A 26,300-nucleotide genomic window follows, 5' to 3' on the forward strand; every position below is an offset into this window, starting at 1 on the left:
GCTAAGGCCTGATGTTCTGGTTCAGGTGGAAGAGGTTGCCCGGGTCGTAGGCGGCCTTGACCTCGACCAAGCGGTCGTAGTTTCCCCGGTAGTTGGCGCGGATGCGGTCCTGGTCGTCGTCCGCCATGAAGTTGACGTAGCCGCCCTCCTCGGAGTGCGGGGCGGTCGCCTCGTAGTAGTCGCGGACCCAGGCGGTGTTGGCCTCGTTGTCGGCGGGGTCCGGCCACATGCCCGCGATGACGGTGGCGAAGGAGGCGTCCCGGTAGGCGAAGGCCGTCGCATCGGGGGCGACGCGGTGGCAGGCGCCGTTGATCGGGTAGATGTGGACCGTCGAGTTCACGGCGGGCACCCGGGGCCCGTGCACGAGGTGCGCCTCGATCGCTTCGTCACTCAGCTCCGTCACGAAGTTGGCCTTCCAGTAGTGCTGGAGACCGGGCGGCACCAGCGCGTCGAAGGCGCTGTTCAGGGCGGGGTACGGCATGACGCCGACGTGCTCCGCGACCACCGGGGCGAACTCGTGGAAGGGCTGGAGGGCGCGCTCGCCCTCCTCCGTCGGGCCCGCCCAGCACGACACGATCAGGAGGAAGGTGTCGCCGTGCCGGTCCTGCGGGATGAACGGCAGCGGCGGGGCGATCTGGAAGGCCGGGAACGCGCCGAGCTGTTCCGGCGCATCGGCGATGAAGTCCCGGTAGGCGCGCAGCACGGTGCCGGCGTCGTCCAGCTCGAAGAGCATCGGCCCGCCGTAGACGTCCTTGACGGGGCTGAGGCGGAATTCGAGGGAGGTCACCGCGCCGAAGTTGCCGCCGCCGCCGCGCAGCGCCCAGAAGAGGTCCTCGTGCTCCTGTTCGCTCGCCACGACGAGCTGTCCGTCCGCCGTCACCACATCGGCCGAGATCAGGTTGTCGCAGCTCAGGCCCAGTCCGCGGTCGAGGTAGCCGATGCCGCCGCCCAGGGTGAGGCCGCCGACGCCGGTGGTGGAGATGATCCCGCCGGTCGTCGCCAGGCCGAAGGGGTAGGTGGCCGCGTTGAAGTCGCCCCAGGTCGCGCCGCCCTCGGCGCGTGCCGTCCGGCGTACGGGGTCCACCCGGACGCCGCGCATCGCGGAGAGGTCGGCGACCACCCCGTCGTCGCAGGTGCCGAAGCCGGGCACGCTGTGCCCGCCGCCCCGGACCGCCAGGTCGAGCCCGTTCTCCCGGGCGAAGTCGACGGCCGCCATGGCGTCTCCGGCGTTGGCGCACCGCACGACGACGGCCGGCCGTCGGTCGATCATGGCGTTGTAGACCGTGCGGGCTTCGTCGTAGTCCTCGTCCCCCGGCGTGACGACGGTGCCGCGCACCCGTTCTCTCAGCTGGTCCACAGTGAGGTTGCCCATGGCCATCGCTCCTCTTGCCCCGGCTCGGGACGGCGTGACCTCCATCGGGCCCGGGGCTGTCCGCCAGTGGATAGACCCCCAATTCACGCTACGCCGAATGGGTGGGGCGGCAATCCGAACCCCAGCCGTCGCCCAGTGGGCCCAGGTGGCGACGAGCCGGTAGCAGTCGGTCAGGAAGCGGCCGACGATCAGGGTCCGGGCGGCCCGTTCCGGGACGGGGGCCCGCCCGGGGCGCGGGACCGGCTGCGGCACCGGCGAGACCACCCGCGACGGGGCACGCATCACCCAAAACCGCACCTAGGAGCCCACTGGTCGAATCAACAAGCATTTGCTAGTTGATTTACTAACACACCCTTGCGGATGCAAGATGTCATTGAGAGGTTGCCGGGGTCGGATGAGCTGAGGGAGCCGGGGATGACAGCGGGCTCGGAGCACGTGGGCGGCGCGCGCCAGTGGCTGCGCGGCCTGGAGGTCTTCGCCGGACCTCTGCCGGGGTTCGATCCGGAGCAGGCACCTGACGATCCGGTGCGGCTCTTCCTCTCCTGGCTGGTGGAGGCCGTGGCGGACGGGGTGCGCGATCCCCACGCGATGACCCTGTCCACGGTGGACTCCGCCGGCGACCCGGACGCGCGCGTGCTGATCCTCAAGGGCGTGGGACCCGCGGGGTGGCAGTTCGCCGGGCACGCCTTCAGCCCCAAGGGCGGGCAGCTCGTCTGCCACCCGAGGGCGGCACTGACCTTCTACTGGCCGGAGCACGGCCGCCAGGTCAGGATCCGCGGGCCCGTGACGCCCGGCTCCGCCGAGGACAACGCGGCCGACTTCCTCGCCCGCTCCCCCGCGGCCAGGGCGGAGTCCCTGCTGGGCCGCCAGAGCCAGTACCTGATGGACCCCGCGGAGCGCGCCCACGCCCTGGAGAAGACCCTGGCGCTGATCGAGCGCGAGCCGTCGCTCGTGGACTCCGCCTGGACCCTCTACACCCTGGCCCCCGCCGAAGTGGAGTTCTGGCAGGCCGCGAAGAGCCGCCTCCACACCCGGCTGCGCTACGAACGCGCCGCCGCCGGCTGGGAACGGTTCCGGCTCTGGTCGTAGCGGCACCCCACCCGCCCCCGCACGCCGGTACCCCCGGCGGAAGGCGGGCGCATCCCCCTGTTCCTGCTCACAAGGCGAGGTAAGGACCCATGACCACACGGACCCACGACGGCAGCGCCGGCGACGTCGACTACGGCACCATCGGAGCCGGATACGCCTCCTACCGCCAACCCGACACGCGCATCGCCCGGTTCATCGCCGAGGCCCTCGACGGTGCGCGGGACGTGCTCAACGTCGGCGCCGGCGCCGGGTCCTACGAGAGTGCCGCCCGTTCCGTGACGGCCGTCGAACCGTCCGAGGCCATGCGCGCCCAGCGCCCCGCCCGGCTCGCGCGCGCCGTCGACGCCGTCGCGGAGCACCTGCCCTTCGCCGACGGGGAGTTCGACGCGGCGATGACGCTGTTCAGCGTGCACCAGTGGAGCGACGTCACGGCCGGCCTGCGCGAGATGCGGCGCGTCACCCGCGGCCCGGTCGTCGTCCTGACCTGCGACCCGAAGCTCGTACGCGACTTCTGGCTGTACGAGTACGCCCCCGAGGTCCTCGACACCGAAGCCCGCCGCTTCCCGCCCATCGAGGACATGGCCGCCGCGCTCGGCGGCACCGGCACCATCCAGACGGTCCCGATCCCCCTGGACTGCACCGACGGCTTCAACGAGGCCTACTACGGCCGCCCCGAGATGCTCCTCGATCCCGCCGTCCGCCAGGCCTGCTCGGCGTGGAGCTTCATCGACGACGGGGTCCGCGAACGCTTCGACGAACGGCTCCGCCGCGATCTCGAGTCCGGGGCGTGGGACGAACGCTTCGGCGGCCTGCGCTCGCAGCCCACGTACGAGGGTTCGCTCGTCATCGTGCGCGCGAATCCGTGACGACGAACGACAACGAGAACACGAACGCGAACACGAGCACGAACAGCGACAGGAACGGCATCATGGGAGCACCCGACCGCATGGACGAACAGCTGCGCGCGCTCGGCCTCGTCGAGGCGCAGCGCAAGGCCGAGCGCCTCTTCGCCGAGGTCGAGGCCCGGGGGCTGGTCGCGCCCGGGGCCGGTGAGCGGGAGGTCAGCGACCGGATCCGGGACCTCGCGAACGAGCTGTTCGGGACGACGAAGCACTGGCACAAGCGGATCGTCCGCTCCGGCCCGCACACGCTGTTCCCGTACCAGGAGAACCCGCCGGACCGGATCATCGGCGAGGACGACATCGCCTTCGCCGACTTCGGCCCCATCTTCGAGGAGTACGAGGCGGACTTCGGCCGCACCTTCGTCTTCGGCGGCGACCCGGCCAAGCACCGGCTCCGCGCGGACCTCGCCACCGTGTTCGCCGCCGGGCGGAGCGCCTTCCGCGCGGACCCGCGGATCACCGGACGGCAGCTGTACGCCGAGGTGGAGCAGCACGCGCTCAAGGCGGGCTGGAGCCTGGGCGGTTGGCACGCGGGGCACCTCGTCGGCGAGTTCCCCCACGAGAGCATCGACGGAGCGAAGGCCGAGTCCTACATCACCCCGGACAACGACCACCCGATCCGGCGCACCGACCGGGCGGGGTGGCGCTGCCACTGGATCCTGGAGGTCCATCTCGTCGACGAGGCGCGGGGCTTCGGCGGCTTCCACGAACAACTGCTGGACCTGGCATAGCGGCTACGCCCCGCGCCTCGGCTGACCGAGGTCACGGGGCGTTCGCGGAAGGGCCGTTCGGACGGCGTCCGGCTGCGCGCCGGGAGCCAACGGCCCCCGGCCGCCAGCTCCCTCCTACCAGCGACCGGCTACCGGCTGAGCGACTTGAGCGCCGCCGCGTCGTACGGCTTCAGCTCGTCGAAGCGGTTGCCGAGGACCTTCGCCGCCCACTGCGGGTCCTGCAGCAGCGCCCGGCCGACGGCGACCATGTCGAACTCCTCGCGCTCCATGCGGTCCAGGAGGTTGTCGATGTCGCCGAGCGCCGCGCCCTCGCCGGCGAAGGCGCGGAGGAAGTCGCCGTCGAGGCCGACCGAGCCGACGGTGATGGTGGGCCGGCCGGTGAGCTTCTTGGTCCAGCCCGCCAGGTTCAGGTCCGAGCCCTCGAACTCCGGGATCCAGTAGCGCCGGGTGGAGGCGTGGAACGCGTCGACGCCGGCCGCCGCCAGCGGCGCCAGGATGGCCTCCAGCTCCTCCGGGGTCTGTGCGAGCCGCCCGTCGTAGGCCTCCTGCTTCCACTGGGAGTAGCGGAAGATCACCGGGAAGTCGGCCGCGACGCGCTCGCGGACCGCGGCCACGATCTCGGTGGCGAACTTCGTACGGGCCACCGCGTCGCCGCCGTAGGCGTCGGTGCGGCGGTTGGTCCGCTCCCACAGGAACTGGTCGATCAGGTAGCCGTGGGCACCGTGCAGTTCGACGCCGTCGAAGCCGATCCGCTCGGCCTCCGCCGCGGCGTCGGCGAACGCGCCGATGACCTCGTCGAGATCGGCGCGGGTCATCGCCTTGCCGGTCCCCTCGGTGCCGTCGACGCGGATGCCGGAGGGCCCCACGGCGGGGGCCTCGGCGTACGGTGCCTCGCCCTGGTTGCGCACCATGCCTATGTGCCACAGCTGGGGCACGATCGTGCCGCCCGACTCGTGCACGGCCGCGGCGACCTTCGCCCACCCGGCCAGCTGGTCCTCGCCGTGGAACCGCGGCACCCGGTCGCTCTGCCCGGCGGAGTCGTGACCGACGTAAGTGCCCTCCGTGACGATCAGGCCCACACCTGCGGCGGCCCGGGAGGCGTAGTACGCCTGCACGTCCTCGCCGGGCACGCCGTCGGGGGAGAACATCCGCGTCATCGGCGCCATCGCGATGCGGTTGGGGACGGTCAGGCCGTTCAGCTTGACGGGCCGGGACAGGATCTCGGCGGCACGGGAGGCGGTGGACGTGGTGACGGTCATGCGGGTCCTCCGGGTTGAGCTGCGGCTCGTCGGGTGGCGACGAGAAGTGCATCCTACACACGTTATGTATCATGCATACTGCAGCGTCGGCGACAATGGGACGCCGGAAGGGGCCGGAAGGATCGGGGAGGCGCGGTGCTGGAGAAACTGGAGCGGGAGCTGATGCTCCTCGCGCGACACCAGGTGCTGGCCCGGCGCGAGCGCGATCCCGAGCGCCTGGAACGCTCGGCCTACCTGCTGCTCAGCCGGATCGACACACAGGGCCCCATGTCCATCGGGCAGCTGTCGGAGGCCTTCGGGCTCGACACCTCGACCGTGAACCGCCAGACGGCCGCGCTGCTGCGCTGCCGACTGGCCGAGCGCGTCCCGGACCCGGAGGGCGGCATGGCCCGCAAGCTGCGCATCACGGAGGAGGGCGGGCGCCGGCTCGCCGAGGACCGCGAGGTCAACCAGTCCTGCCTGGCCCGGGTGGTCGCCGACTGGTCCCCCGAGGAGGTACGGCAGCTGGAGGACGCCCTGATCCGCCTCAACCGCAGCGCCGAGGCCATCGAAGGACGGTACTGGCCGCGCACGGAGTGCCCGCCGGCCTAGTCCTCCTGGTAGGAGTGGCGCTGCCCCTTCCACGGGTCGCCGATGGTGTGGAAGCCCCGCTCCTCCCAGAAGCCGCGGCGGTCCTGCGTCATGTACTCGATGGCGCGCAGCCACTTGGGGCCCTTGTAGCCGTACAGGTGCGGGACGACGAGGCGCAGCGGGAACCCGTGCTCGACGGTGAGCGGTTCCCCGTTGTGGTGGGTGGCCAGCAGGGTGCGTTCGGAGACGAAGTCGGCGAGCCGGAGGTTGGCGCTGTAGCCGTACTCCGCCCAGGCCATCACGTGCGTCACCTGCGGGGCGGGCGGCGCCAGCTCCAGCAGAGCGGCGGCCGGTACGCCGAAGAACTCGTGACCGGTGGAGCTCGGGCCCGAGGCGCAGTGCATGTCCGTCTCGATCGTGATGCCGGACAGGGCGGACACCTCGTCGAAGGTCCAGCTGTACTTCTCGCCGCTCGCGGTGGCACCGAACACCTGAAGGTTCCAGCGCTCCGGCCGGAACTTGGGGACCGGGCCGTAATGCGAGACGGGCCAGCCCTTCACCAGCTTCTGGCCGGGAGGAAGTTGTCCCGTTCCCACGATGTGTCCCCCGCTCTCCCGCCGACCGGCACGCTGACGGCCCGTGCCGCCTCGCGATCGAAGTCTGCCAGCTCTACCCGCGCGGGACCGGTCGGGGCACATGCCCGAGGGCCCCGCACCAGCCGGTGCGGGGCCCTCGGGCGTCATGCGGGGGGGGATCAGACGGAGAGGGAGATCTCGGTCGACTTGATCAGGGCGACGACGGAGGAGCCGGCGGCGAGGCCGAGGGCCTCGACGGCGTCCTTGGTGATCGCGGCGGTCAGCTCGCCACCCTCGACGGAGACCTTGACGGAGCCCATGGCACCACCGGTCGCGACGTCGGTGACGGTGCCCGCGATCTGGTTGCGGATGGAGATGCCCTCGACCGGACCGGTCGCGAGGGAGACCTCGGTGGACTTCACGAGCGCCTTGACGGCGGTGCCCTCGGCGAAGCCGAGGTCCTTGACGGCGTCGGTGGTGATCGCGGCGGTGATGTCCTGACCGCCGACCAGACGGACCTTCACCGTGGACATGGCCTCGCCGGCCGTCACGGAGGTGATGGTGCCGGGGATCTGGTTGCGGATGCTCAGGCTCATGGAGTAACGCCTCGCTCTGAATCGGTGGGGTTGGCAGCCTGTCGGCCACCACATCGATCACGCTAGCCGCACTCATCCCATGCCGCTCGGCGCCCATCTCATCCGCTAGGCGAATGACCCTTGTCGCCTGGCACTTTCACCCGGGCATTCTCCTCGCCCCTTCTCATCTGCTTTTGATATGCCGGGGTCAGGCCGAATTGGATATGTCTGATTTTCTGGCCCAGTGATGCTGCATTTGCGGCCTCACTCCGGGGATTCCGTCGGGAAAGGGGACTGGAGGGGACATGTTCCGTGGCCGCCGCATATCCGGTACCCGCCCCTCGCTCGCCCTGACGCTGCCCGCGCTGCTGGCCGTCGCGTTCCTGCTGCTGCCGCTCATCGGCATCCTGGTCCGCACCCAGTGGGGAGAGCTGGGCACCCACCTGACCAGCCCCGGCGTGGTCGAGGCCCTGAAGCTGTCGCTGCTGGTCAGCTTCGCGGCGCTGGGCCTCGCCCTGATCCTCGGGGTGCCGCTGGCCTGGCTGCTGGCCCGGGTCGAGTTTCCGGGCAAGACGTTCGTACGGTCCCTCGTGCTGCCGCCGACCGTGGGCGGTGTCGCGCTCCTGCTCGGGTTCGGGCGGCGCGGTCTGCTCGGCCCGTGGCTGGAGGACACCTTCGGGATCGTCTTCCCCTTCCACACCTCCGGCGCAGTCCTCGCGGCGACCTTCGTCGCGATGCCCTTCCTGATCATCAGCCTGGAAGGCACCCTAGCGGGCCTGAAACCCTCCTACGAGGAAACCGCCTCCTCGCTCGGCGCCTCCCCGGTCCGGGTGTTCTTCACCGTCACCCTCCCGATGGTCGCCCCCGGCCTGGCCGCGGGAGCCGCGCTCGCCTGGGCCCGCGCGCTGGGCGAGTTCGGCGCCACGATCACCTTCGCGGGAAACCTCCCGGGCTCCACGCAAACCCTGCCCCTCCAGGTCTACCTCCTCCTCCAGGACTCCCCGGAGGCAGCCACGTCCGTCTCGCTGCTGTTGCTGGCCATCGCCATGGCCGTCCTGGTCGGCCTGCGCGGCAGGTGGACCGGCTCCGTCGGCCGTCCCCGTACCGGCTCCTCCAAGCCGGAGCCGGCCGCCGCGGTCCTGGCCACCACCGAACCGCCCGTCCCGCTCCCCAAGACCGAGCCCTGGCCGCTGCACGCCGAGGTCACCGGCTTCAACGAGCTCACCCTCGACGCCGAACCCGGCACCACCATCGCCGTCGTCGGCGAGAACGGCGCAGGCAAGACCACCCTCCTACGGGCCCTGCTCGGCCTCACCCCGCGCGCCCACGCCGCACTGAAGCTGGGCGACCTCGACGTCACCACACTGCCCCCGCACAAACGCAAGGTCGCCTGGGTCCCCCAAGACGGCGCGCTCTTCCCCCACCTCAACGCCCTCGCCAACACCGCCTACGGGCTCCGCGCCCACGGCATGCCGAAGGCCGCAGCCCGCGCCGAAGCTCACCGCTGGCTGGACCAGCTCGGCGTCGGACACCTCGCCCACCGCAAACCCGGCGAACTCTCCGGCGGCCAGGCCCAGCGCGTCGCCCTGGCCCGTGCGCTCGCCGCCCGGCCCCGCCTGCTGCTCCTCGACGAGCCGCTCGCCGCCCTCGACCAGACCACCCGTGCGCATGTACGGCACACCCTGCGCCGCCACCTGGCCGGCTTCGGCGGGGTCTGCCTCATCGTCACCCACGACCCCGTCGAGGCGGTGTCGCTGGCCGACCGGGTCCTGGTCCTCTCCGAGGGCCGCACCCTTCAGGACGCGACCCCGTCCGAGGTCACCCGGCATCCCCGCTCCCCGTGGGTGGCCCGGATGCTCGGCCGCAACGCCTGGCCCTGCACCGCCACCCGCGAAGGCCTCACCCTGGCCACCGGCGGCATCCTCATCGCCGCCGACCCGATCCCCGAGGGCGCTCAAGCCCTCGCGATCATCGCGCCGGAGTCGGTCTCCCTGCACCGGGAGGAGCCGACTGGCAGCCCACGCAACGTGTGACAGGGCGTCGTACGCGAGATCACCGTCGTCGGCAGTCGCCTGCGCATCCTGATCACCTCGGAGCGGACCCCCGACCTGATCGCCGAGATCACCCCGCAGGCCGCCGCCGACCTGGCTCTGGCCGACGGCACCGAGATCTGGGCCAGCCTCAAGGCCACCGAGATCACCCTCGTCGAACTCTGACCGCAGGGGCGGGGAACGCAGGCGGGGGCCAGGCAGGCAACCACTGCCCGCCCAGCCCCCGCCGGAAGCCTGGCACGCCCCAAGACCCGCAGTAGCCGAGGGCGTGTGGGGCCAGGGGATCGCCCCGGCCGCAGCGAACGTAACACCCGGGCACGGTCCCGTTTCAGTGGTCGATCACCCAGAAGATGCGGACCGTGGGACTCCGGATCCCGGTCGGTCATCCAGGGCGCGGAGGCGGCCACATGGCGACCGGTGCGGCCCCGAACGCACGAAAGGCCGCCTTCCCATTTCTGAGAAGACGACCTCCGACCTGCATGAAGCAAAGTCGGGACGACAGGATTTGAACCTGCGACCCCTTGACCCCCAGTCAAGTGCGCTACCAAGCTGCGCCACGTCCCGATGCGCGTTGACCTGGGGTTTCCCCTGGTTGAACGCGCAGGAGAACGATACCGCACTTCCGGAGGTGCTCGCGCGCACCTTTGATGCGAGGGCGGGGCGAGGGCGGGGGCGGGGGCGGGGGCGGGGGCGGTGCGAAGGTCCGTCCGGTGGTGGTTGACCTCAAGTGGGCTTGAGGTTGCACGATCGATCCATGACACGGACAGCAGCCGCGGAAGCCGGGTTCCGCCACGAAGACCTGGGCGGGCTCATGGCCCTGATGACCGGGGCCGAGAAGCACGGTCCCGCCGCCACCTCCACGCTCGACGCGCTGTGGGTGCTCTACGACCGGGTGCTGCGGGTCGGGCCCGGCAGCGCCGGGGATCCGGGGCGGGACCGGTTCCTGCTGTCGAAGGGGCACGGGCCGATGGCGTACTACGCCGTCCTCGCCGCCAAGGGGTTCTTCCCCGTCGACTGGCTCAGCGGGTTCGGCGCGTACGACTCGCCCCTCGGGCACCACCCGGACCGCACCCTGATCCCCGGAGTGGAGATCGGCAGCGGCTCGCTCGGGCACGGGCTGCCGCTCGCCGTCGGGAGCGCCCTCGGACTGCGGGCCCAGGGGCTCACCGACCCGGCGGTGTGGGTGCTCATCGGGGACGCCGAGCTGGACGAGGGAAGCAACCACGAGGCGATCGCGTACGCCGGCTCGGCCGGTCTGGAGCGCTTGCACACGATCGTGATCGACAACGACTCCGCGACCCACGGCTGGCGGGGCGGCATCGGCTCCCGGTTCGAGGCCGCCGGCTGGTCGGCGGTCACCGTGGACGGCCGGGACCACGCGGCGCTGCACACGGCGTACACCGCACCTCATCCGGGCCGGCCGCACGCCGTGGTCGCCCGGGTCGAGAAGAAGCACTGAAGAAGCAGCGAAGAAGTACCGAAGAAGCAGCGGCCGAGCACCAACCGCCTCCGAGGGGGAGACATGGACACCATGCGCGAACGATTCATTTCCGTCACATCGCGTGCACTCGACGAGGATCCCCGGCTGGCCGTCGTGCTGGCCGAGATCACCATGGACGGCTTCCGGCCCGCCCAGGACCGCCATCCGGACCGGGTGATCAACGTGGGCATCCGCGAGCAGCTGCTGATCGGCGTGGGCGGCGGTCTGGCCCTCACGGGGCTGCGCCCGGTGGTGCACACCTTCGCCAGTTTCCTCGTGGAGCGGCCCTTCGAGCAGGTCAAGCTCGACTTCGGGCACCAGGGCACGGGCGGGGTGCTCGTCAGCGCGAGCGCGAGCTACGACTGGCCGGCCGGCGGGTTCACCCACATGGCGCCGGGGGACGTGGCCCTGCTGGACACCCTGGACGGCTGGACCGTGCACGTCCCCGGCCACCCCGACGAGGCCGAGGCGCTGCTGCGCCACGCCTACGCCGCCGGGGACGACAAGGTCTACGTCCGGCTCTCCGCCCAGTCGAACAGCACGGCCCGTCCCGTCCCGGGCCTGGGCTTCCAGACCGTACGGGAGGGCCGCGCGGGCGTCGTCGTCGCCGTCGGGCCGCTGCTCGACAACGTCCTCGCCGCGACCGAGGGCATGGAGGTGAGCGTGCTGTACGCGCCGACCGTGCGGCCCTTCGACGACGCGGCGCTGCGCGCCGCCGTCGGGTACGGCCCGGCCGACGTGGTGCTGGTCGAGCCCTACCTCGCCGGAACCTCCACGGCCGCCGCGAACCAGGCACTCGAAGCGGTCCCGCACCGGGTGCTCGGCCTCGGCGTCGGCCGGGCCGAGCTGCGCCGCTACGGCACGGCCGACGAGCACACCGCGGCCCACGGACTCGACCCGGCCGCGCTGCGCGCCCGGATCGCGGCCTTCACTCCGCGGTGACGGGCCCCCGCGGCCCTCGGCGGTCCAGTTCCGGATGGGCCGCCGCCAGGCGTTTGGGGGCCGCCTGGAGCCAGGAGTCGGTCAGGATCGAGCGCAGCTCCGCCGCGTCCTCCACCGCCGCCAGCCGGACCCGGATCCAGGCGTAGTTGTCGTCGTGGCCCGGCCGTATGAAGAACTTCTCCGGCTCCGCCGCGATCAGCTCCTCGCGGTCCTCACGGGGGCACTTCACCCCGATCGAGGTGTCGTCGTCGGCGAGCGCCGCGAAGATCTTCCCGGTCTTCCCGGTCTTCGCGCTCTGCCCCGAATTCCCGTTCGCTCCGCCGCCCACCCTGAAGGTGGGCATGCCCCAGGCGGGCTTCTCGCTGCTGTCCGGGAGCGACAGCGCGATGTTCCGGACGTCCTCCGCCGTCGTGGCCATCCCCCGACTCCTCTCCGGTCCGCTCCGGGCCGGTCCGGTCCGTTCCGGTGCCGTCCTCGTCTCCGACCGTAGACCCGGGCACTGACATTCACCCCCGGGCCGCGCGGTCCTCCCGGTCGTGCACCAGCTCCACCAGCTCCGCCGCCAGCGCCTTCACCGTCGCGAGCCCCGTCAGCCCCCAGCGCCTCGGCACCACGTCCACCGCGCACACCGTCCCCAGGACGATCCCGCGCCGGTCGGTCAGCGGTGCGCCCGCGTAGGACCGCACCCCGCTCTCGTCCACGACGGCGTTGCCCGCGAAGCGCGCGAAGTCCCGTACGTCCTCCAGCACCAGCGCGCGCCGCCGGACCACCACGTGGGGGCAGTAGCCGTGGTCCCGGGGCAGGGCCCGCGCCGGATAGCCGCTCGCCGGTGCGTCGGGCGTGTGGTGCAGGCCGGCGAAGAACTGCCGTTCCTCGCTGATGAAGTTGATGCCCGCGTACGGAGTCGCGAGCTCGTCCGCGACCCGCCGGGCGAAGGCGTCCAGCTCACCGTCCGCCCGCTCCCCCAGACCCAGTTCACGCAGTCGCAGCACGCGTGCGGGTGCCTCCCGGTCCACCGGTGTGAGCAGCAGGTGTCCGGTCGATTCGTAGTAGGTCATGGTGTCTCCCCCACATCACGTCGCTCCGCGCGCCGCGCGGACCTCATGGACTGCATGGACTGCATAGACTTGATGGCTGCATGGACTTCATGGACTTAATGGACGTCATGGACTCCACGGATGGAGCAGGTGCTGGACCAGCGTTGCCAGCACCCCCGTTCCGGAGCTCGGCAGGCGTGCGTCGCAGCGAACGACGGGCACCTCCGGGCCGAGCCCCATGGCGTCCCGTACCTCGTCGGGGGCGTAGCGGTGCCCGCCGGCGAACTCGTTGACGGCGACGACGAAGCCGATCCCCCGCCGCTCGAAGAAGTCCACGGCGGGGAAGCAGTCGGCGAGGCGGCGGGTGTCGGCGAGCACCACCGCCCCCAGCGCGCCCGCGCACAGCTCCTCCCACAGGAACCAGAAGCGCTGCTGGCCGGGGGTGCCGAAGAGGTAGAGCACGTGGCGCTCGTCCAGGGTGATCCGGCCGAAGTCCAGCGCCACGGTCGTGGTCGTCTTCGTCTCGACCCCGTCGAGCGGATCGGCGGCCTCGCTCAGCCCGCTCAGCAGTTCCTCCGTGCTCAGCGGCTCGATCTCGCTCACCGCGCCCACGAAGGTGGTCTTGCCCGCCCCGAACCCGCCCGCGACCAGGACCTTCAGGGTCGCGGAGGATCCGCGGGCGGGCCGCTCAGAGCCGTTTGCGCAGGCCATCGAGCACCGCCCGGAGCAGGGACTGGTCGTCGTCGGCGAAGGAGCCGCCGGTCGGGAAGCACGGCGCCCGTACCGTGACGGCCCCGTGTTCCATCAGGTCGCCGAGGACGACCTTGACCACGACGGCCGGCAGCCCCAGGTGTCCCGCCACCTCGGCGACGGTGACCGCCGCCGAGCCCGCGCACAGCCGCAGCGCGAGGGCGTGCTCGGCGCCGAGCGGCGCCCGCGGGCGCACTCCGGTCGCCGTCACCAGTGACAGCAGGTCGAGGGCGACGGACGACCGGGTCCGCCCGCCGCTCGCGGTGTACGGGCGGATGACCCGGCCCGCCGAATCGTCCAGCCACGGCGCATCGCGCGCTCCCCCCGGTGCCGTTGCCCCCCTCGCGCGGGCCCTCATCGCTCCACGTCGGCGGCGGGCCGCCTCGGCGGGGCCGCCAGGTACGGGCGGACGCTCTTGACCAGCATGGCCATCTCGTAGCCGAGCACGCCCGCGTCGGCCTCCCGGTCGGCCAGTACGGCCAGGCAGGTGCCGGATCCGGCCGCCGAGACGAAGACCAGGGCGCTGTCGAGCTCGACCACCACCTGCCGGACCTCGGCGCCCTCCGCGAACCGGGACCCGGCGCTGCGGCCCAGCGCGTACAGCCCGGAGGCGAGGGCCGCCAGGTGGTCGGCGCTGTCGGCGTCGAGCCCGTGCACGCAGGTGACGAGCCCGTCGGCGGTCAGCAGGACCGCGCTGCGCGTGTACGGCACGCGCTGGACCAGGCCGCTGAGCAGCCAGTCGAGGTCCGAGAGCCGACTGGTCGTGGTCGCCACTTCGCCGCCCATGGGGGTGCGCTCCTTCGCTGTCGGGTGAGAGGCCGGGGTCACGTCTGGTGCTCCGACTGGGCGAGGCCGAAGCCCCGTTGGAAGGCGGCCATCAGGCCGGGGTCGTGTACGGGCCGCTCCGCGCCCTCGGCGCCGACCGGGCGGGGTACGGGCGCCTCGCGCAGCTGGGGCGCGAGGTGTTCCTGGGCCCGCCGGCGGGGCAGCGGGGGCCGATCCCCGCCGTCCCGGGCGGCCGGTACGGCGGAGAGCGTCGGCGCGGCCGGCGCCGCCGGCGCCATCCCGGTCCGCACCGGTGGCGGGGCCGCGGGTGCCATGACCGTGGACGCCATGACCACCGGCGGGGCCGCGGCGGGCTCCGGCCCGGGCAGGGGCATCCGTACCGGCTCCAGCCGCGGCGCGGCCGTCCCCTCGCCGGTCCCCCAGGCGGTGGCCCGGGAGCCGCCGAGGGCGTCGGCCGCGCTCGGCGCCTCGGCCCCCAGCAGCTCCTGGGGCAGGACCAGTACGGCGAGCACCCCGCCGTAGATGTTCGACTTGAGTTCGACGGCGATCCCGTGCCTGCGGGCCAGGGCCGAGACGACGAACAGGCCGATGCGCCCGTCCGCCAGCAGGTTCCGGACGCTGATCTGGTCGGGGTCGCCGAGCAGGGCGTTCATCCGGTGCGCTTCCTCGGGCGGCATGCCGAGGCCCCGGTCCTCCACCTCGACCGCGATCCCGGCCGTGACCCGCTCCGCGCGCACCACGACATCGGTGTCGGGGGCGGAGAACACGGTGGCGTTCTCGACGAGTTCGGCCAGCAGGTGCACGACGTCGGCGACGGCGTGGCCGCGTACGGAACCGCCCGCGGGGGGCACCACCTTGACCCGGGTGTACTGCTCGACCTCCGCGACCGAGGAGCGCAGTACCTCGCTCAGGTCGACGGGCCGGGTCCACTGGCGGCGCGAGGCGGCTCCGCCGAGCACCGCGAGGTTCTCCGCGTGGCGCCGGATCCGGGTGGCGAGGTGGTCGACGTGGAAGAGCTCCTTGAGCAGGTCGGGGTCCTCGACCGTGTCCTCCAGGTCGTCCAGCAGCGAGATCTCGCGGTGTACGAGGGACTGGAGGCGGCGTGCGAGGTTGACGAAGACCTCGACCTTGCGGTCGCTGTCGGAGGGCGCGACGGGGCCGCCGAGGCGGACCAGGGTGGCGTGGGCCTGTTCGCGGGCGCCGCGCAGTTCCTGGGCGAGCAGCCAGAACTCGTCGACTCCCGCCGTCTCGGGGCCGAAGGACGGCCCGGCCGGCCCGCCGCGCACCGGGCGGGCGGGCAGCTCTCCGCGTTCCAGCCGGTCGGCGGTGGTGTGCAGCTCCTGGCGTCCGCGGACGCTGGAGCGGCGCAGCGCCTCGCAGCGGTCGCGCACGGTCTTGGCCGCGCGCTGGGCCCCGAGCAGGGCGGCCGCGAGCGCGCCCGCGAAGAGCAGGGCGCAGCCGCTGAGCACCGGCCACAGGCGGGGGTCGCGGTCGCCCGCGCCGCCGCCGAGCTGGAGCGCGAAGAGCACCGCGGCGGCCCCGCTGAGCCCGGCGGCGAGCGTGGGCAGCAGGGCGGCGCGGATCAGCTGGGGCCGTATCTGCCGAGCGGGACCGGTGACGGCATGTCTCGACGGGGAGTGGCGGGCGGCGCGGAGTCCGGACATCGTCGTCCTCGGTAGGTGGGGCCCGGCCCCAGGGCTTCCCGGGATCCGGTGTTGATCACCGGATACCCACGCTAGACCGCACGCTCGGCCCCAGGACGGCCAGTTGGGGAACTTCGCCCGGGTGCTTCCCGCTCCCGATGGAGCGCTCGTACGACAGCCCGAATGCGCCGGGAGCGCGCACGCCCCGGCTCTCCACGGGCACGCGCCTCCTCCCGGAGCCCCCGCCCGCACCTCGGTCCCCGCCTGCCCCACCGGCTGCCCACCGGGGGCGGTTCACCCTCCTCGGGCGGCTGCACCGAGGGGTGGGCGCCGTGCCTGGATGGGTGCGGCACGGACGCACGCGGTGGTTCCCGGGCCGCGGCCGGAAATGCCGCGGAGCGGATCTTCCCGGTACGGGGAGGATCCGCTCCGCGTGGTTTCCGGCCGTCGGCCGGACGGGCTCCTAGGAGCCGACCGCCTCCGGCTCCTCGCGGGTCACGGCGGCCGGCCGGGCGGCCGTGACGGGCCGGGCCGGTGCGGGCGGCAGGGGCGAGCCCGCGGCCACGAAGGGCCGCCACCACGGCGCGCTCGGCGCGTCCGCCGCACCCGGCTCGAACGGCTGCCCCGGCACCGGCAGGGCGATCGCCGCGCCGGCCCCCTCGGCCGCGGTGACCGTGCCTTCCCCCGGCTCGTCCCACGGGTGCGGGGCCAGGTTGAAGGTGCCCCAGTGGATCGGCAGCATCGTGCCGCGCGCGGCGCCGCCCTGGAGGTCGAGGTGGGCGCGCACGCCCTCCTCGGGCGTCATGTGGATGTCGGTCCAGAACTCCGAGTACGCACCGATCTGGATCATCGTGGCGTCGAAGGGCCCGTGCGCCGCACCGATCTCCTGGAAGCCGGGGAAGTAGCCGGTGTCCCCGCTGTGGTAGACCCGGTGCTCTTCGCCCGCGACGACCCACGAGGCCCACAGGGTGAACTGCTGGTTGCGCAGGCCGCGCCCGCAGAAGTGCTGGGCCGGGGTGGCGGTGAGCGAGAGTCCGGCGACCTCGGTGCTCTCGTTCCAGTCGAGCTCGCGCAGCCGGCCGGCCGGGACTCCCCAGCGCTCCAGGTGCGCGCCGACGCCCAGCGGGACGGCGAAGACCGTGTCCGTACCGGCCAGGGCCTTGATCGTCGGCAGGTCGAGGTGGTCGTAGTGGTCGTGCGAGATCACCACCACGTCCACCTGGCCCAGCGCCGCCAGCGGTACGGGTACCGGGTGCAGGCGCTTGGGCCCGGCGAAGGGGAAGGGGGAGCAGCGCTCGCCCCAGACCGGGTCGAAGAGCACCCGGCGGCCGTCGATCTCGGCGAGCACGCTGGAATGGCCCATCCAGGTCAGCCGCAGACCGCTGATCGGGGGCTTCGCGAGCTCCGCGAGGGTCGTCGGGTAGACCGGGATGGGGGCGCCGGGGCTACGCCGGAGCCGCTGCTCCTTGTGGAAGTAGATCTTGGCGAACTCGGCCATGGACCCGGAGGGTCTGGTCCGGGTGCCGGCCGGGTTCTGGAAGATCCCTTCGGCGAAGTTCGGCGAACGCAGGATCCGCTCCAGCCGGGCACCGGACGGGTCCGCGCCAAAGGCTTCGGGCCGCAGTGCGCGCAGCCGTGGACGCAAGGGACGGGAGCCGGTCAAGGCGCCTCCAGTGTGGGGGGTGCGGGCAGTGCGTTCTCATGGTTACCACCATCCCAACGCGTGACACCCCCCAAGGATTCCGTTCGGCGCCTCCGAACGCGCCCCGGCCGCTCCCCGCGCCGCCCCGCGCCACCTGCGCAGGGCCTGCGCAGGGCCGCCTGCGCAGGGCCCGCACGCCGCCCCTACAGCGGCAGCAGGTCCGGCCGCTTGGCCTGTACGTGGTCCCCGGAGGACTCCCCGCGCAGCCGGCGGCCGATCCACGGCACGAGGTGCTCGCGGGCCCAGTGGATGTTGTCGCGGGTGGTGTCCACCGACCCGCGCGGCCGCATCGGCGGCCAGGGCTGGTCCGGATCGGCCGGCGTGTCGAGGCCGAGCACCTGGGCGGCGCGCAGGGCCACCCGGGTGTGCCCTTCGGGCGAGAGGTGGAGCCGGTCTCCGTCCCAGGCCCGCCGGTCCTGGATGGATTTCAGCGACCAGAGGTCGAGCACGGGGCACTCGTACCGGTCGGCGATGGACCGGACGTGCGCGCTGAACGTCGCGATCTTGCCCCGCATGTGCTTGAGGACGGGCACGTCGCGCGTGTCGAAGCCAGTGGTGATCACCACCAGGCCGACGGATCCGGTGAGGTCGCGCACGGCCGCCTCGTACCGTTCGGCCACGGCGTCCGGGTCGCTGCCGGGCCGGATGATGTCGTTGCCGCCCGCGCAGAAGGTCACCAGGTCCGGAGCGAGCTCCTTGGCCCGGGGGACCTGCTCGGCCACGATCTGGTCCAGCAGCCGGCCCCGTACGGCCAGGTTCGCGTAGCGGAACCCTCCGGAAGCGGCGGACTCTCGCTGTTCCGCGTACGGCTGCTCATGCTGGCGCTCGTGCCGGTGCTCGTGCTGCTCCTCGCGCCGGTCGGCCAGGAGGACGGCCAGCCGGTCCGCCCAGCCGAGGAAGGTGTCCCCCGGTCCCGGGTCCCCCACGCCCTCGGTGAAGCTGTCCCCGAGCGCCGCGTACGAGCCAATGGTCTTGGTCTTGGAAGTCGTCGTCGCTGCCACGGGAGCCCATACTTCACCGCGGATCATGACCTACGCGACCGTAGCCAGGGCCTTACGGACCGTGATCTTCACCACCCCCCGCCCGGGGAATAACGCGGGTGCCTTCGTGAGGGGGCCCGCATACTGGAGGCAACGGCGGGTGGAAGGGGACGTCTCGTGCCATCGGCTCTGCCGGGGGGCGAGGAGACGCACGGCCCGTTCTGGTCCGAGCCGGGGGCGATGCTGGAGCACGTGCCCGTGGCCGTCTTCGGCATGGACGAGGCCGACCTCGTCTGCCACTGGGGCCCTGGTGCGCGGGATCTCTTCGGGTACGAATCCGCCGCGGTCCTGTCGAGGCCCGGCGCCCTCCTCTTCGCCGACGGGCCCCGGAGCGCCTCCGATGCCTGCGCCCGGCTCGCGGAGCGGGGCCGGACCCTCGGGTACTGGAGGGGCCGGCTGACGGCGCGGCATCGTGACGGCAGGGACTTCGAGTGCGGTTTCCGGGCCTTCTCCATGAGGGGGGCCGGAGGGCGTTCGGTGGTGATGGTCCTGGCGAGCCGCAGCGACGAGCTCGACCGGGTCAAGACCAACCTCGCCTTCCTCGACGCCCTCTTCGAGACCTGCCCCATCGGTCTGGTCATGCTCGACCCGGACCTCCGGTACGTCCACCTGAACCAGGCGCTCGCCGATATGGACGGCCTCCCGATCGCCTCGCACCTCGGGCGGCCCGTGGACGAGATCATGATCATGTCCGACGGCGGCGAGTTCCGCGGGATGCTCCGGGCCGTCGCCCTGGGCGGGCCGCCGGTCGTGGGGATGCTGGTGGGCATGCGCCCGCGGGGGCATCCGGACCGCGACCAAGTGCGGTCGGTGAGCTTCTTCCCGCTGAGCCGGGCGGCCGGTTCGCGCCCCGGAGTGGGTGGGCTGCTGGTGGACGTGACCGACCGGGAGCAGGCCATCCTGGAAGCCACCGCCAGCCGCCGGCGGCTCTCCCTGCTCGACGGGGCCTCCACGCGCATCGGGACCACCCTGGACGTGAACCTCACGGCCCGGGAGCTGGTCGACGCGTCGATGCCGGACTTCTGCGACGGCGCCGTGGTCGAAGTCGTGGAGTGGATGGACGAGTCGGCGGAGTTTGATCCGGCGCTGCCGCTGATCACCCGCCGGATCGCCTCCGGGACGATCCTGCCTCCGCCGGCCACCGAGCTCGTGAGCGGGGTGGAGACGGTGCGGTATCCGCCCGGCTCCGTCATCCACGACATGCTGCGGAGCGGCCGGGCCGTCTCCGCCGTGGTGAACGAGCAGTTCCTGGCCCGGACCGTCCTCATCGAGTCGCGCGCGCGGCTCCTGGCCGAGAGCGGGCTCGCCTGCGTCCTCGTCGCCCCGCTCATCGCCAGGGGCACCGTCCAGGGCATCGCCATGTTCGGCCGGTCCGCCGACCGGCCGGCCTTCACCGAGGACGACGTCAGCCTCGCCGGCGAGCTCGCCTCGCGCGCGGCGATCTGCCTGGACAACGCCCGGCTGTACAGCCGCGTCCAGAACATCGCGCTCACCCTCCAACGGGCCTTGCTGCCCAGCGCGTTGGCGACGAGCCCCTACGTGGAGGTGGCCCACCGGTACATACCCGGCAGCCGCATCACCGAGGTCGGCGGCGACTGGTACGACGTGATCGGCCTGCCCGACGGCCGGGTCGCCCTCGTGGTGGGCGACGTGATGGGGCACGGCGTATCGGCCGCCGCCGCGATGGGCCGCCTCCGCATCACCACCAAGGCCCTGGCCGGGCACGACGGCGATCCCGCCGACCTGCTCGCCGAACTCGACGCGTGCGCCCAGGAGACGGGCATCGAGCTGGCGACGTGCCTGTACCTCGTCTACGACCCGAAGAGCGGCCGCGCCCGCATGGCCAGCGCCGGCCATCCCCCGCCCCTGCTGCTCCGGCCGGACGGCACGGTGGAGACGCTCGACGAAGTCCTGGGAGTCCCCCTCGGCGTCGGCGGCTTCCCCTTCCGGACGGCCGAGACCGAACTCCCCGCGAACGCGACCCTCGCCCTTTACACCGACGGCCTCATCGAGGCACGCGGCCGGGACATCGACACCGGCCTGGAAGCCCTGCGCGTCGAACTACGCCGCTCCCCGGGCCCGTTGGAACCGATGGCCGACCACATCCTCACCACCCTGCTGCCCACCCCACCCACCGACGACACGGTCCTCGTCCTGGCCCGCGTCCACCGCGCCCCGTAGCCACACCAGGCCCAACACCGGCGCCGGCCGGGCCGATGGCGGCAGCGTGCCACCAGTGACTGTTGCACGGCCCGGGGTATTCACGTGCCGGTGGTCGCTAGGCTCGCGCCATGTCTAACGATCTCGGTTTCACGTGCTCATGCTGCGGCGACCACCACGCAGAGCTCCCCATGAGCTACTCGATCACGGCCCCGGACGTCTGGGAGCCCAGCTTCGAGGGCGATCCGGACAGCATGCTGTCGCCCGACCAGTGCGTGGTCAAGGGCCAGCACTTCTTCATCAAGGGCCTGATCGAGATACCTGTCATCGGCGGCCAGGACGTCTTCTCCTGGGGCGTCTGGGTCTCTCTGAGCAGGGACGATTTCGCCCGCGCCCTAGAGGTGCGGAACGCGGAGCACCGCGATGCCGAGAAGCCGTACTTCGGCTGGCTCAGCACCGAGCTCGCCCTCTATTCGGAGGGCACCACCAACCTCAAGACCAACGCCCACACGCGACCGGTCGGCAAAAGGCCCTTGATCGAGCTGGAGCCCACAGACCACCCGCTCGCCGTCGAACAGCGCACCGGGATCACGCGGGACCGCGTGCGTGAGATCGCCATGGCTGTACTGCACCCGGCCTGACTGGTGCCGTCGATCGAACTTCACCAAGACGGGCCGAACTTCGACGAGACAGGACACAGGCCACGGCGGCACGGCTCGTAGGGGTTTCCAGCTCAGGCCTCTTGGAAGGGGTCCAGGAGGGAGTGGGGGTGGGGGCGGGGGCGGGGCGGAGTTCTGCCGCCGCAGGTTCACTGCCCTTTCCAGTGGAGCCGAGAGAGGCGAGCACGCCGATGGCGAGGACGCCGCCGGTCACGCCGAACGCGATCTTGCCCGCCTTGCCGTTCTTCGGGGGCTCTTCGGCTGGTGTGGCGCCGGCGTTCCGCTGCCAGGCATTCGGATCGGTCAGCCGACCAGGCGGCTCTTGACCAGGTAATCGGCCTGTTCGGACAGCTCCGCGCGTCGGGTGTGCTCGCGGGCGGCTTCGATTTCGCGGCGCAGCGCGAGTTCCGTACGCAGGACCGTCGTTCTCGGGACCGGTACCCGCTGGCCGGGCTTTTCGGTGAAGGGCTGCAGCTCACCCGCGAGCTCGTGCGCATCCTCGGATGTGCCGCGGCGGAGCGAGAGGAACACGCGGGCGAGCCAGTCGGCGGAGATCTGCACCATGAAATCGGTCATGTAGGTGCAACGACGCCGGCGCTCGGCTGTGGCGCGCAATCGCCCGGCCGGCCGAGTGCCGCAGGGCCGCGAACCACCAACGGCCGTATCCAGGTCAGCGCACCCGGCCGTCGTGGAGCTCCAGCCGCACCCCGCGGAAGCGTTCGCCGAAGTCGCGGTCGTGAGAGACCGCGACCACCGCTCCCGGATAGGACGCGAGTGCTTCCTCCAGGTCCCCGATCAGGTCGAGTGCGATGTGGTTCGTCGGCTCGTCGAGGACGAGGAGGTCCGCGGGACGGGTCACCAGGTTCGCGATCTGCAGACGCCGCTGCTGGCCGGCCGACAGCGCCGCGACCGGGACGTGCAGGTCCTCCTCGCGGAACAGGCCCAGCGCGAGCAGAGGTGCGGCGTACTCCTGCGGCAGCCCGGGCCGCCCGGCCGCGAAGGCGGCGAGCAGCGGAAGCCGCGTACAGCGTGCCGGCAGCTCCTGCGGCAGGTATCCGATCCGCGCGGGGCGGCGTACCGCGCCCGCATCCGGTTCCAGGTCACCGGCCAGGACGCGCAGCAGTGTCGTCTTGCCCGCCCCGTTCTCCCCCGTGACCAGCAGCCGCTGCCCGGGCGCGATCGCCAGCGAGCCGTCCAGACGCAGCCGATCGCCGACGACCACGCCGTCGAGCTCCGCGAGCGGACGGTCCGACGCACTCCCGCCGCCGGCGGTGGCCGGCGACGCGGTGAAGCGCAGCGGCTCGGGCGGTGCGGCCACGGGGTGGCGCCGCAGGTGTGCCAGCCGCTCCCGGACGGACCGGACCTGCCCGCCGAGCTTCGCCTCGTGCGAGCGGCGGTGCTTGCCGAAGCCCTGACCGGGATCCCTGCCGGTGCCGGCCAGGCGCCTGCCTGCGGCTTCGAGCAGCTCCTCGGTACGGGCCACCTCCTGAAGCCAGTCGCCGTACTCCTGCTCCGCGCGGCGCCGGGCTGCGGCCTTCGCGGCGCGGTAGCCGGCCCAGCCGTCGCCGTACCGGTGCACCGTGCGCGCATCGCGGTCGACTTCGAGGATCGTGGTGGCGATGCGCTCCAGGAAACCGCGGTCGTGGGTGACCGCGAAGACCGTGCCGCGGTGCGCGCGCAGGCGCTCCTCCAGCCACCGCACCGCGGCCGCGTCGAGATGGTTCGTCGGCTCGTCGAGGAGCAGCAGCTCGGGAGCGGCGGCCAGCACGCAGGCGAGCGCGAGCCGCGACCGTTCGCCTCCCGAGAGCGAGCCGAGCACCCGGGCGCGGCCGATCCCGGCGAGCCCCAGGCCGTGCAGGGAGGCGTCCACTCGGGCATCGGCCTCGTATCCGCCGCGCTCCTCGTACGCGATCAGCAGTTCGCCGTACGCCGCGAGTTCTTCCTCCGAGGCATCGCCGAGGTGCTCCTCGGCCGTGCGCAGCCGGCGTTCCATGTCGCGCAGTTCGGCCAGCGCGCGATCGACGGCGTCCTGCACGGTGCGGTCCGCGTCGAGGTCGAGCGTCTGGGCGAGGTGACCGGTGCCGCCGGGGAAGCTGACGGTGATCTCCCCGGCGTCCGGCGCCTCGGCCGCGGCGAGCAGCCGCAGCAGGGTGGACTTGCCCGAGCCGTTCTCGCCGATGACGGCCGCCTTCTCGCCCGGGCGGACGGTGAAGGAGACCTGGTCGAGAACGGTCCGGGTGGCATAGGCCTTGGTGACCTCCTTGACGGACAGCTGCGCCACGGCAGCGGGTCGAGGGGTACGGGCGCGGTCGCGCATGTGACTTTCCCTGGGCGTGCGAAGTGTCTACGGGCAGCAGAAGCGGCGGTGTCGGCCGTGCCCGGACTCAGAGGAAGAAGTAGAAAGCCATGCGGCCACCATAGCAAGACGGAGCGTATCGTCTCAACCGATATATGACGGCCTCGGTGATCTCGTCCGCGCGAACTTCTCGTACCCACACCTGGGTTCGCCCGTCCGTGAACCGTGTACGGCGTGTTCCACAGCGGCTTGTAGACGACTCCGCCGGCCTGCCGGGCAGCGAACTCCCGCGCCTCGGAAGGGTCGTTGCCAATCGGAGTCCGACGAGCCCTCGTAGGGGCTGGCGCTCGTGGAGTTGCTGGTGTCCGGAGTCTCCGCATCCCGGTACTACGGGCCGTCGGCGTGAGTACGGTTACCGGAGTGCAGCGAAGGAGGTACTCCATGAATCCGGTCCAGGGCTTCACGATGCTTCGTTTTCTGGATTGGCTGTCGCGCCACCATCCGGAGATCCGGTCGATCGAAGATGAGTCGATCGATCATCTCCTCGCACTGGTCGATGAATTCGAAGGAGGTGCGCTTCGCGGGAATCGCGAGCTCTCACGGAAGTGGAGAGAGGGATTCCGTGTCCTCCTGAAGACGGACTCCGACTGGCAGGGGTACGGGCAGGCGCGGAGCCGCTGGAAAAACCTCTCCCTCCCCCTTCGCCCCCGACGGCGGCCCGACAACAGGCGCCGGGATCAGGTCCATCGCTACCGCCACGTGCCCTTGCACGCAATTTTTCTGTACTCGAGCGAAGACCCGGTGCTGGCGTCGTACATCACGGACAACTGGAGCGCCCTGGATCGGCTGTCGGCCGATCTCTGCGATATCCACCCGAGCCTGGACCAGTTGGCCGGGCAGGAGGACGCGTACGTCGCGGTCGGTCTGCTGTCGGACATCATTGGGTACATCAGATCGTCAGAGCTTCCGGGCATGGCGTTCTGGGACAACGACGGGCAGGTTGCCTACATCCCCTTCCACGGATGGGATGCCGATTCCGTCAGGGACGGCCTCAGGTTCATCTTTGAGTCCATCCGGACGGATCCGTCCATACCCTCGGTACTGTCCGCCCAAAAGGCGGTGCGCGCATTCGTGAGCGAGCGCAACGCCGCAGAGTCACATCCGGTCTTCAACCAGAACGTCTACGGCGGAACGGCCGGGCAGGCCATGCACCTCACGCAGCGCGACCTCGAACCGGGGGATCCGGACAGTCTGCTGTGGCAGTTGGTCACCCATGCGGATCAGCTGCCACCAGCGGTACGGAGAGACTTCTTGTCCGACATCGGCTTCTTCAGGGACTCCGGCCTGGCTCTGCAGTACCGGCTCAGTGCCGGGCTGCGGATCACGGCTTCGCTCTCCAGTGCCGGCAACCAGGCCGCCGCGCGGGCCGTCACGGCCGAGTTGGAGAAGCTCGTCGGCCCGACCGTCGAGGACTGAACCGACCCGGCCCGGAGGGACGCCGCGAGGTTCACCCTCCGAGCGCTCCGATCACCTGACCCAGCGTCTCGACGGCTGCCTGCGCGGCGGGGGCCGCGTTCAGGGCGAGCATGATCCGCTGCCCGGCGCTCAGCCGCGCCCGCGGGGCCTGCTCGGTGTCCTCGAGCACCTCCACGTCGACCAGGAACTCCTCCTGGTCGGCCTGCGGAAGCGTCGGCGCCAGACCGCGCAGCTGCCGCACGAGGTCGGCCAGTTGATCGGCCTGCACCCCGATGTTCTGGGTCACGTTCACGCCCTGTGCGGCCGTGCCGCCGTAGACGTTCTGGGTGAAACTCGGGCCCGCGGCGGCGGGAGTCTGCTCGCTCACGTACTGGTTCGCCTTCTGTCGGACGTCGCACGGGGACTGCCCGTCCATCGTCGCGAAGACCCCGAGCCGCGTGCAAGACCACGACGACTGAGCCTGTGGAACTTCCACTCCGGGCACACGTACCGGTTCCGTACAATCATCGACCTGGAGACATCCTGTTCTTCACCTGGAAGAAGGACAACGGTGTGTACAACCACGCAGCGGTCGTGACCGGCAACAATCAGGGCGTCGTCAGCAATGCCCAGCACGGCTTCTCGATGAGGCCGGGACCGGCCTGGCGGGTCGTGGCCTTCTCGGCGATGGCCATCGGCCTGCTGACCGCCTGCTCCTCGGCGCACGATGCCGAAGACGTGGCGTACGCCGGTGACTACGGCGGCCACCCGCCGCTGGCCGTGGTCGGCTACCCGTCCACGGGGTCCTTGGGCATCACCCAGCAGGTGGTGTGGCGCATCGCCGACGGCAAGGTCGGCGAGCTGGCTTCGCTGGTGGCCGACAAAGAGGACAGGGGCGTCCCCGAGAAGACCGCGGAAAACTGGATCGCGGCCTTCGGCAAGGGAGCCCGGGGCAAGGTGACCGCGGAGTTCTACGACGAGGGCTCGCTCCGGCAGGAGGTCGTGCTCTATCTGCACGAGACCGGCCAGATCAAGCAGATCCAGGTCCGGGCCACGAGCGTGGACGGCAAGGCCGTCTGGCGCGTGACCATGGACGAGCCCTCCCCCGAGGAGGCCACCGCCGTGCACCCGTGGGTACCGAAGAAGCCCGGCGAACGCGGGTCGAAGACCACACGCTGAGCCGGTCCGGGCACGCCCGGGCAAGACGTCGCCCGCGCGGGAAACCG

At 71.9% G+C, this 26,300-nt stretch carries 26 protein-coding genes, 1 tRNA gene and 1 pseudogene; 12 read left to right on the plus strand and 16 right to left on the minus strand.

Annotation, left to right across the window (positions count from 1 at the left end; all coding sequences use genetic code 11):
- Window position 1: 1 nt before the first annotated feature.
- Window positions 2–1,378, minus strand: a complete 1,377-nt coding sequence (locus ACFWNV_RS21580; RefSeq protein WP_383949362.1) for an FAD-binding oxidoreductase — start codon at window positions 1,376–1,378, stop codon at window positions 2–4.
- A 408-nt stretch (window positions 1,379–1,786) separates the two neighbouring features.
- Here ACFWNV_RS21580 and ACFWNV_RS21585 point away from each other — a divergent pair, with 408 nt between their 5' ends.
- The 3 genes from ACFWNV_RS21585 (at window position 1,787) to ACFWNV_RS21595 (ending at window position 4,094) form a co-directional block, all read left to right on the plus strand.
- Window positions 1,787–2,461, plus strand: a complete 675-nt coding sequence (locus ACFWNV_RS21585; RefSeq protein WP_383949365.1) for a pyridoxal 5'-phosphate synthase — start codon at window positions 1,787–1,789, stop codon at window positions 2,459–2,461.
- A gap of 89 nt (window positions 2,462–2,550) precedes the next feature.
- Entirely contained in the window at window positions 2,551–3,327 is a 777-nt protein-coding gene (locus ACFWNV_RS21590; RefSeq protein WP_383949368.1) for a class I SAM-dependent methyltransferase, read from the plus strand.
- Between the two features lie 80 nt (window positions 3,328–3,407).
- Window positions 3,408–4,094, plus strand: a complete 687-nt coding sequence (locus ACFWNV_RS21595) for a M24 family metallopeptidase (RefSeq protein ID WP_383949429.1) — start codon at window positions 3,408–3,410, stop codon at window positions 4,092–4,094.
- Between the two features lie 128 nt (window positions 4,095–4,222).
- On the opposite strand, the gene ACFWNV_RS21600 is transcribed toward ACFWNV_RS21595, so the two are convergent.
- Window positions 4,223–5,353 (minus strand): NADH:flavin oxidoreductase, encoded by a 1,131-nt coding sequence (locus ACFWNV_RS21600; RefSeq protein ID WP_383949371.1) that lies wholly within the window; start codon window positions 5,351–5,353, stop codon window positions 4,223–4,225.
- Between the two features lie 162 nt (window positions 5,354–5,515).
- Here ACFWNV_RS21600 and ACFWNV_RS21605 point away from each other — a divergent pair, with 162 nt between their 5' ends.
- Complete coding sequence (locus ACFWNV_RS21605; protein ID WP_383949432.1) at window positions 5,516–5,944, plus strand: MarR family winged helix-turn-helix transcriptional regulator; 429 nt, start codon at window positions 5,516–5,518, stop codon at window positions 5,942–5,944.
- On the opposite strand, the gene ACFWNV_RS21610 is transcribed toward ACFWNV_RS21605, so the two are convergent.
- The gene (locus ACFWNV_RS21610; RefSeq protein WP_383949435.1) at window positions 5,941–6,621 is read right to left on the minus strand and encodes a molybdopterin-dependent oxidoreductase; all 681 of its coding nucleotides are present in this window, start codon (window positions 6,619–6,621) and stop codon (window positions 5,941–5,943) included. The two genes, ACFWNV_RS21605 and ACFWNV_RS21610, sit on opposite strands and share 4 nt — an antisense overlap.
- A gap of 56 nt (window positions 6,622–6,677) precedes the next feature.
- A complete protein-coding gene (locus ACFWNV_RS21615; protein ID WP_383949374.1) occupies window positions 6,678–7,094 on the minus strand; it encodes a molybdopterin-binding protein in 417 nt (138 codons plus the stop codon).
- A gap of 284 nt (window positions 7,095–7,378) precedes the next feature.
- Here ACFWNV_RS21615 and ACFWNV_RS21620 point away from each other — a divergent pair, with 284 nt between their 5' ends.
- Together ACFWNV_RS21620 and ACFWNV_RS21625 are read left to right on the plus strand one after the other, a co-directional pair.
- Window positions 7,379–9,106 (plus strand): ABC transporter permease, encoded by a 1,728-nt coding sequence (locus ACFWNV_RS21620; RefSeq protein ID WP_383949377.1) that lies wholly within the window; start codon window positions 7,379–7,381, stop codon window positions 9,104–9,106.
- A gap of 15 nt (window positions 9,107–9,121) precedes the next feature.
- Window positions 9,122–9,289: pseudogene (locus ACFWNV_RS21625) on the plus strand (TOBE domain-containing protein); the annotation flags it as partial.
- Window positions 9,290–9,614: 325 nt separating this feature from the next.
- On the opposite strand, the gene ACFWNV_RS21630 reads toward ACFWNV_RS21625, so the two are convergent.
- Window positions 9,615–9,688 (minus strand) — tRNA-Pro (locus ACFWNV_RS21630).
- A 190-nt stretch (window positions 9,689–9,878) separates the two neighbouring features.
- Between ACFWNV_RS21630 and ACFWNV_RS21635 the strand changes: the two genes are divergently transcribed.
- Together ACFWNV_RS21635 and ACFWNV_RS21640 are read left to right on the plus strand one after the other, a co-directional pair.
- Window positions 9,879–10,583: a transketolase gene (locus tag ACFWNV_RS21635; RefSeq protein WP_383949380.1), complete on the plus strand. Its 705-nt coding sequence runs from the start codon at window positions 9,879–9,881 to the stop codon at window positions 10,581–10,583.
- Between the two features lie 63 nt (window positions 10,584–10,646).
- Window positions 10,647–11,546, plus strand: coding sequence for a transketolase family protein (locus ACFWNV_RS21640; RefSeq protein ID WP_383949382.1), 900 nt, complete (start codon window positions 10,647–10,649; stop codon window positions 11,544–11,546).
- Here ACFWNV_RS21640 and ACFWNV_RS21645 read toward each other — a convergent pair.
- The 8 genes from ACFWNV_RS21645 to ACFWNV_RS21680 all read right to left on the minus strand — a co-directional run bounded on the left by ACFWNV_RS21645 (window position 11,533) and on the right by ACFWNV_RS21680 (window position 18,492).
- Window positions 11,533–11,964 carry an MmcQ/YjbR family DNA-binding protein gene (locus ACFWNV_RS21645; protein ID WP_383949385.1) on the minus strand — a complete coding sequence of 144 codons (432 nt, stop codon included), beginning with the start codon at window positions 11,962–11,964 and terminating at the stop codon, window positions 11,533–11,535. The genes ACFWNV_RS21640 and ACFWNV_RS21645 overlap by 14 nt on opposite strands.
- Before the next feature lie 88 nt (window positions 11,965–12,052).
- Complete coding sequence (locus ACFWNV_RS21650) at window positions 12,053–12,604, minus strand: GAF domain-containing protein (RefSeq protein WP_383949388.1); 552 nt, start codon at window positions 12,602–12,604, stop codon at window positions 12,053–12,055.
- A gap of 105 nt (window positions 12,605–12,709) precedes the next feature.
- The gene (locus tag ACFWNV_RS21655; RefSeq protein ID WP_383949391.1) at window positions 12,710–13,294 is read right to left on the minus strand and encodes an ATP/GTP-binding protein; all 585 of its coding nucleotides are present in this window, start codon (window positions 13,292–13,294) and stop codon (window positions 12,710–12,712) included.
- Window positions 13,272–13,691, minus strand: coding sequence for a DUF742 domain-containing protein (locus ACFWNV_RS21660; protein WP_383949394.1), 420 nt, complete (start codon window positions 13,689–13,691; stop codon window positions 13,272–13,274). Before ACFWNV_RS21660 ends, ACFWNV_RS21655 begins: the two co-directional genes overlap by 23 nt.
- Window positions 13,688–14,119: a roadblock/LC7 domain-containing protein gene (locus ACFWNV_RS21665; RefSeq protein WP_274550476.1), complete on the minus strand. Its 432-nt coding sequence runs from the start codon at window positions 14,117–14,119 to the stop codon at window positions 13,688–13,690. Before ACFWNV_RS21665 ends, ACFWNV_RS21660 begins: the two co-directional genes overlap by 4 nt.
- Window positions 14,120–14,157: 38 nt before the next feature.
- On the minus strand, window positions 14,158–15,783 hold the full coding sequence (locus tag ACFWNV_RS21670; protein ID WP_383949398.1) for a sensor histidine kinase: 1,626 nt from the start codon (window positions 15,781–15,783) through the stop codon (window positions 14,158–14,160).
- Between the two features lie 442 nt (window positions 15,784–16,225).
- Entirely contained in the window at window positions 16,226–17,425 is a 1,200-nt protein-coding gene (locus ACFWNV_RS21675; RefSeq protein ID WP_383949400.1) for an MBL fold metallo-hydrolase, read from the minus strand.
- 182 nt (window positions 17,426–17,607) lie between these two features.
- Window positions 17,608–18,492 (minus strand): SGNH/GDSL hydrolase family protein, encoded by an 885-nt coding sequence (locus tag ACFWNV_RS21680; protein ID WP_383949403.1) that lies wholly within the window; start codon window positions 18,490–18,492, stop codon window positions 17,608–17,610.
- Window positions 18,493–18,621: 129 nt separating this feature from the next.
- Here ACFWNV_RS21680 and ACFWNV_RS21685 point away from each other — a divergent pair, with 129 nt between their 5' ends.
- Both ACFWNV_RS21685 and ACFWNV_RS21690 read left to right on the plus strand, forming a co-directional pair.
- Entirely contained in the window at window positions 18,622–20,685 is a 2,064-nt protein-coding gene (locus tag ACFWNV_RS21685) for a SpoIIE family protein phosphatase (protein ID WP_383949406.1), read from the plus strand.
- Between the two features lie 170 nt (window positions 20,686–20,855).
- The gene (locus tag ACFWNV_RS21690) at window positions 20,856–21,305 is read left to right on the plus strand and encodes a DUF2199 domain-containing protein (RefSeq protein WP_383949408.1); all 450 of its coding nucleotides are present in this window, start codon (window positions 20,856–20,858) and stop codon (window positions 21,303–21,305) included.
- A gap of 321 nt (window positions 21,306–21,626) precedes the next feature.
- On the opposite strand, the gene ACFWNV_RS21695 is transcribed toward ACFWNV_RS21690, so the two are convergent.
- Together ACFWNV_RS21695 and abc-f are read right to left on the minus strand one after the other, a co-directional pair.
- Window positions 21,627–21,887: a hypothetical protein gene (locus ACFWNV_RS21695; RefSeq protein ID WP_383949411.1), complete on the minus strand. Its 261-nt coding sequence runs from the start codon at window positions 21,885–21,887 to the stop codon at window positions 21,627–21,629.
- Between the two features lie 106 nt (window positions 21,888–21,993).
- A complete protein-coding gene (gene abc-f, locus ACFWNV_RS21700) occupies window positions 21,994–23,640 on the minus strand; it encodes a ribosomal protection-like ABC-F family protein (RefSeq protein WP_383949414.1) in 1,647 nt (548 codons plus the stop codon).
- Between the two features lie 420 nt (window positions 23,641–24,060).
- Here abc-f and ACFWNV_RS21705 point away from each other — a divergent pair, with 420 nt between their 5' ends.
- Window positions 24,061–25,095, plus strand: a complete 1,035-nt coding sequence (locus ACFWNV_RS21705; protein WP_383949416.1) for a hypothetical protein — start codon at window positions 24,061–24,063, stop codon at window positions 25,093–25,095.
- Window positions 25,096–25,126: 31 nt separating this feature from the next.
- On the opposite strand, the gene ACFWNV_RS21710 is transcribed toward ACFWNV_RS21705, so the two are convergent.
- Window positions 25,127–25,462, minus strand: coding sequence for a hypothetical protein (locus ACFWNV_RS21710; RefSeq protein WP_383949418.1), 336 nt, complete (start codon window positions 25,460–25,462; stop codon window positions 25,127–25,129).
- A 185-nt stretch (window positions 25,463–25,647) separates the two neighbouring features.
- Here ACFWNV_RS21710 and ACFWNV_RS21715 point away from each other — a divergent pair, with 185 nt between their 5' ends.
- Window positions 25,648–26,253 carry a hypothetical protein gene (locus tag ACFWNV_RS21715; protein WP_383949420.1) on the plus strand — a complete coding sequence of 202 codons (606 nt, stop codon included), beginning with the start codon at window positions 25,648–25,650 and terminating at the stop codon, window positions 26,251–26,253.
- Window positions 26,254–26,300: the final 47 nt, after the last annotated feature.

Source organism: Streptomyces sp. NPDC058401 (assembly GCF_042722885.1).
Taxonomy (GTDB): Bacteria; Actinomycetota; Actinomycetes; order Streptomycetales; family Streptomycetaceae; genus Streptomyces.

Coding starts and splice junctions, on each gene's coding strand:
- ACFWNV_RS21580 (WP_383949362.1), bottom strand. CDS start 1,378: ATGGCCATGGGCAACCTCACTGTGGACCAGCTGAGAGAACGGGTGCGC.
- ACFWNV_RS21585 (WP_383949365.1), top strand. CDS start 1,787: ATGACAGCGGGCTCGGAGCACGTGGGCGGCGCGCGCCAGTGGCTGCGC.
- ACFWNV_RS21590 (WP_383949368.1), top strand. CDS start 2,551: ATGACCACACGGACCCACGACGGCAGCGCCGGCGACGTCGACTACGGC.
- ACFWNV_RS21595 (WP_383949429.1), top strand. CDS start 3,408: ATGGACGAACAGCTGCGCGCGCTCGGCCTCGTCGAGGCGCAGCGCAAG.
- ACFWNV_RS21600 (WP_383949371.1), bottom strand. CDS start 5,353: ATGACCGTCACCACGTCCACCGCCTCCCGTGCCGCCGAGATCCTGTCC.
- ACFWNV_RS21605 (WP_383949432.1), top strand. CDS start 5,516: ATGCTCCTCGCGCGACACCAGGTGCTGGCCCGGCGCGAGCGCGATCCC.
- ACFWNV_RS21610 (WP_383949435.1), bottom strand. CDS start 6,621: ATGTGCCCCGACCGGTCCCGCGCGGGTAGAGCTGGCAGACTTCGATCG.
- ACFWNV_RS21615 (WP_383949374.1), bottom strand. CDS start 7,094: ATGAGCCTGAGCATCCGCAACCAGATCCCCGGCACCATCACCTCCGTG.
- ACFWNV_RS21620 (WP_383949377.1), top strand. CDS start 7,379: ATGTTCCGTGGCCGCCGCATATCCGGTACCCGCCCCTCGCTCGCCCTG.
- ACFWNV_RS21635 (WP_383949380.1), top strand. CDS start 9,879: ATGACACGGACAGCAGCCGCGGAAGCCGGGTTCCGCCACGAAGACCTG.
- ACFWNV_RS21640 (WP_383949382.1), top strand. CDS start 10,647: ATGGACACCATGCGCGAACGATTCATTTCCGTCACATCGCGTGCACTC.
- ACFWNV_RS21645 (WP_383949385.1), bottom strand. CDS start 11,964: ATGGCCACGACGGCGGAGGACGTCCGGAACATCGCGCTGTCGCTCCCG.
- ACFWNV_RS21650 (WP_383949388.1), bottom strand. CDS start 12,604: ATGACCTACTACGAATCGACCGGACACCTGCTGCTCACACCGGTGGAC.
- ACFWNV_RS21655 (WP_383949391.1), bottom strand. CDS start 13,294: ATGGCCTGCGCAAACGGCTCTGAGCGGCCCGCCCGCGGATCCTCCGCG.
- ACFWNV_RS21660 (WP_383949394.1), bottom strand. CDS start 13,691: ATGAGGGCCCGCGCGAGGGGGGCAACGGCACCGGGGGGAGCGCGCGAT.
- ACFWNV_RS21665 (WP_274550476.1), bottom strand. CDS start 14,119: ATGGGCGGCGAAGTGGCGACCACGACCAGTCGGCTCTCGGACCTCGAC.
- ACFWNV_RS21670 (WP_383949398.1), bottom strand. CDS start 15,783: ATGTCCGGACTCCGCGCCGCCCGCCACTCCCCGTCGAGACATGCCGTC.
- ACFWNV_RS21680 (WP_383949403.1), bottom strand. CDS start 18,492: ATGATCCGCGGTGAAGTATGGGCTCCCGTGGCAGCGACGACGACTTCC.
- ACFWNV_RS21690 (WP_383949408.1), top strand. CDS start 20,856: ATGAGCTACTCGATCACGGCCCCGGACGTCTGGGAGCCCAGCTTCGAG.
- ACFWNV_RS21695 (WP_383949411.1), bottom strand. CDS start 21,887: ATGGTGCAGATCTCCGCCGACTGGCTCGCCCGCGTGTTCCTCTCGCTC.
- abc-f (WP_383949414.1), bottom strand. CDS start 23,640: ATGCGCGACCGCGCCCGTACCCCTCGACCCGCTGCCGTGGCGCAGCTG.
- ACFWNV_RS21705 (WP_383949416.1), top strand. CDS start 24,061: ATGAATCCGGTCCAGGGCTTCACGATGCTTCGTTTTCTGGATTGGCTG.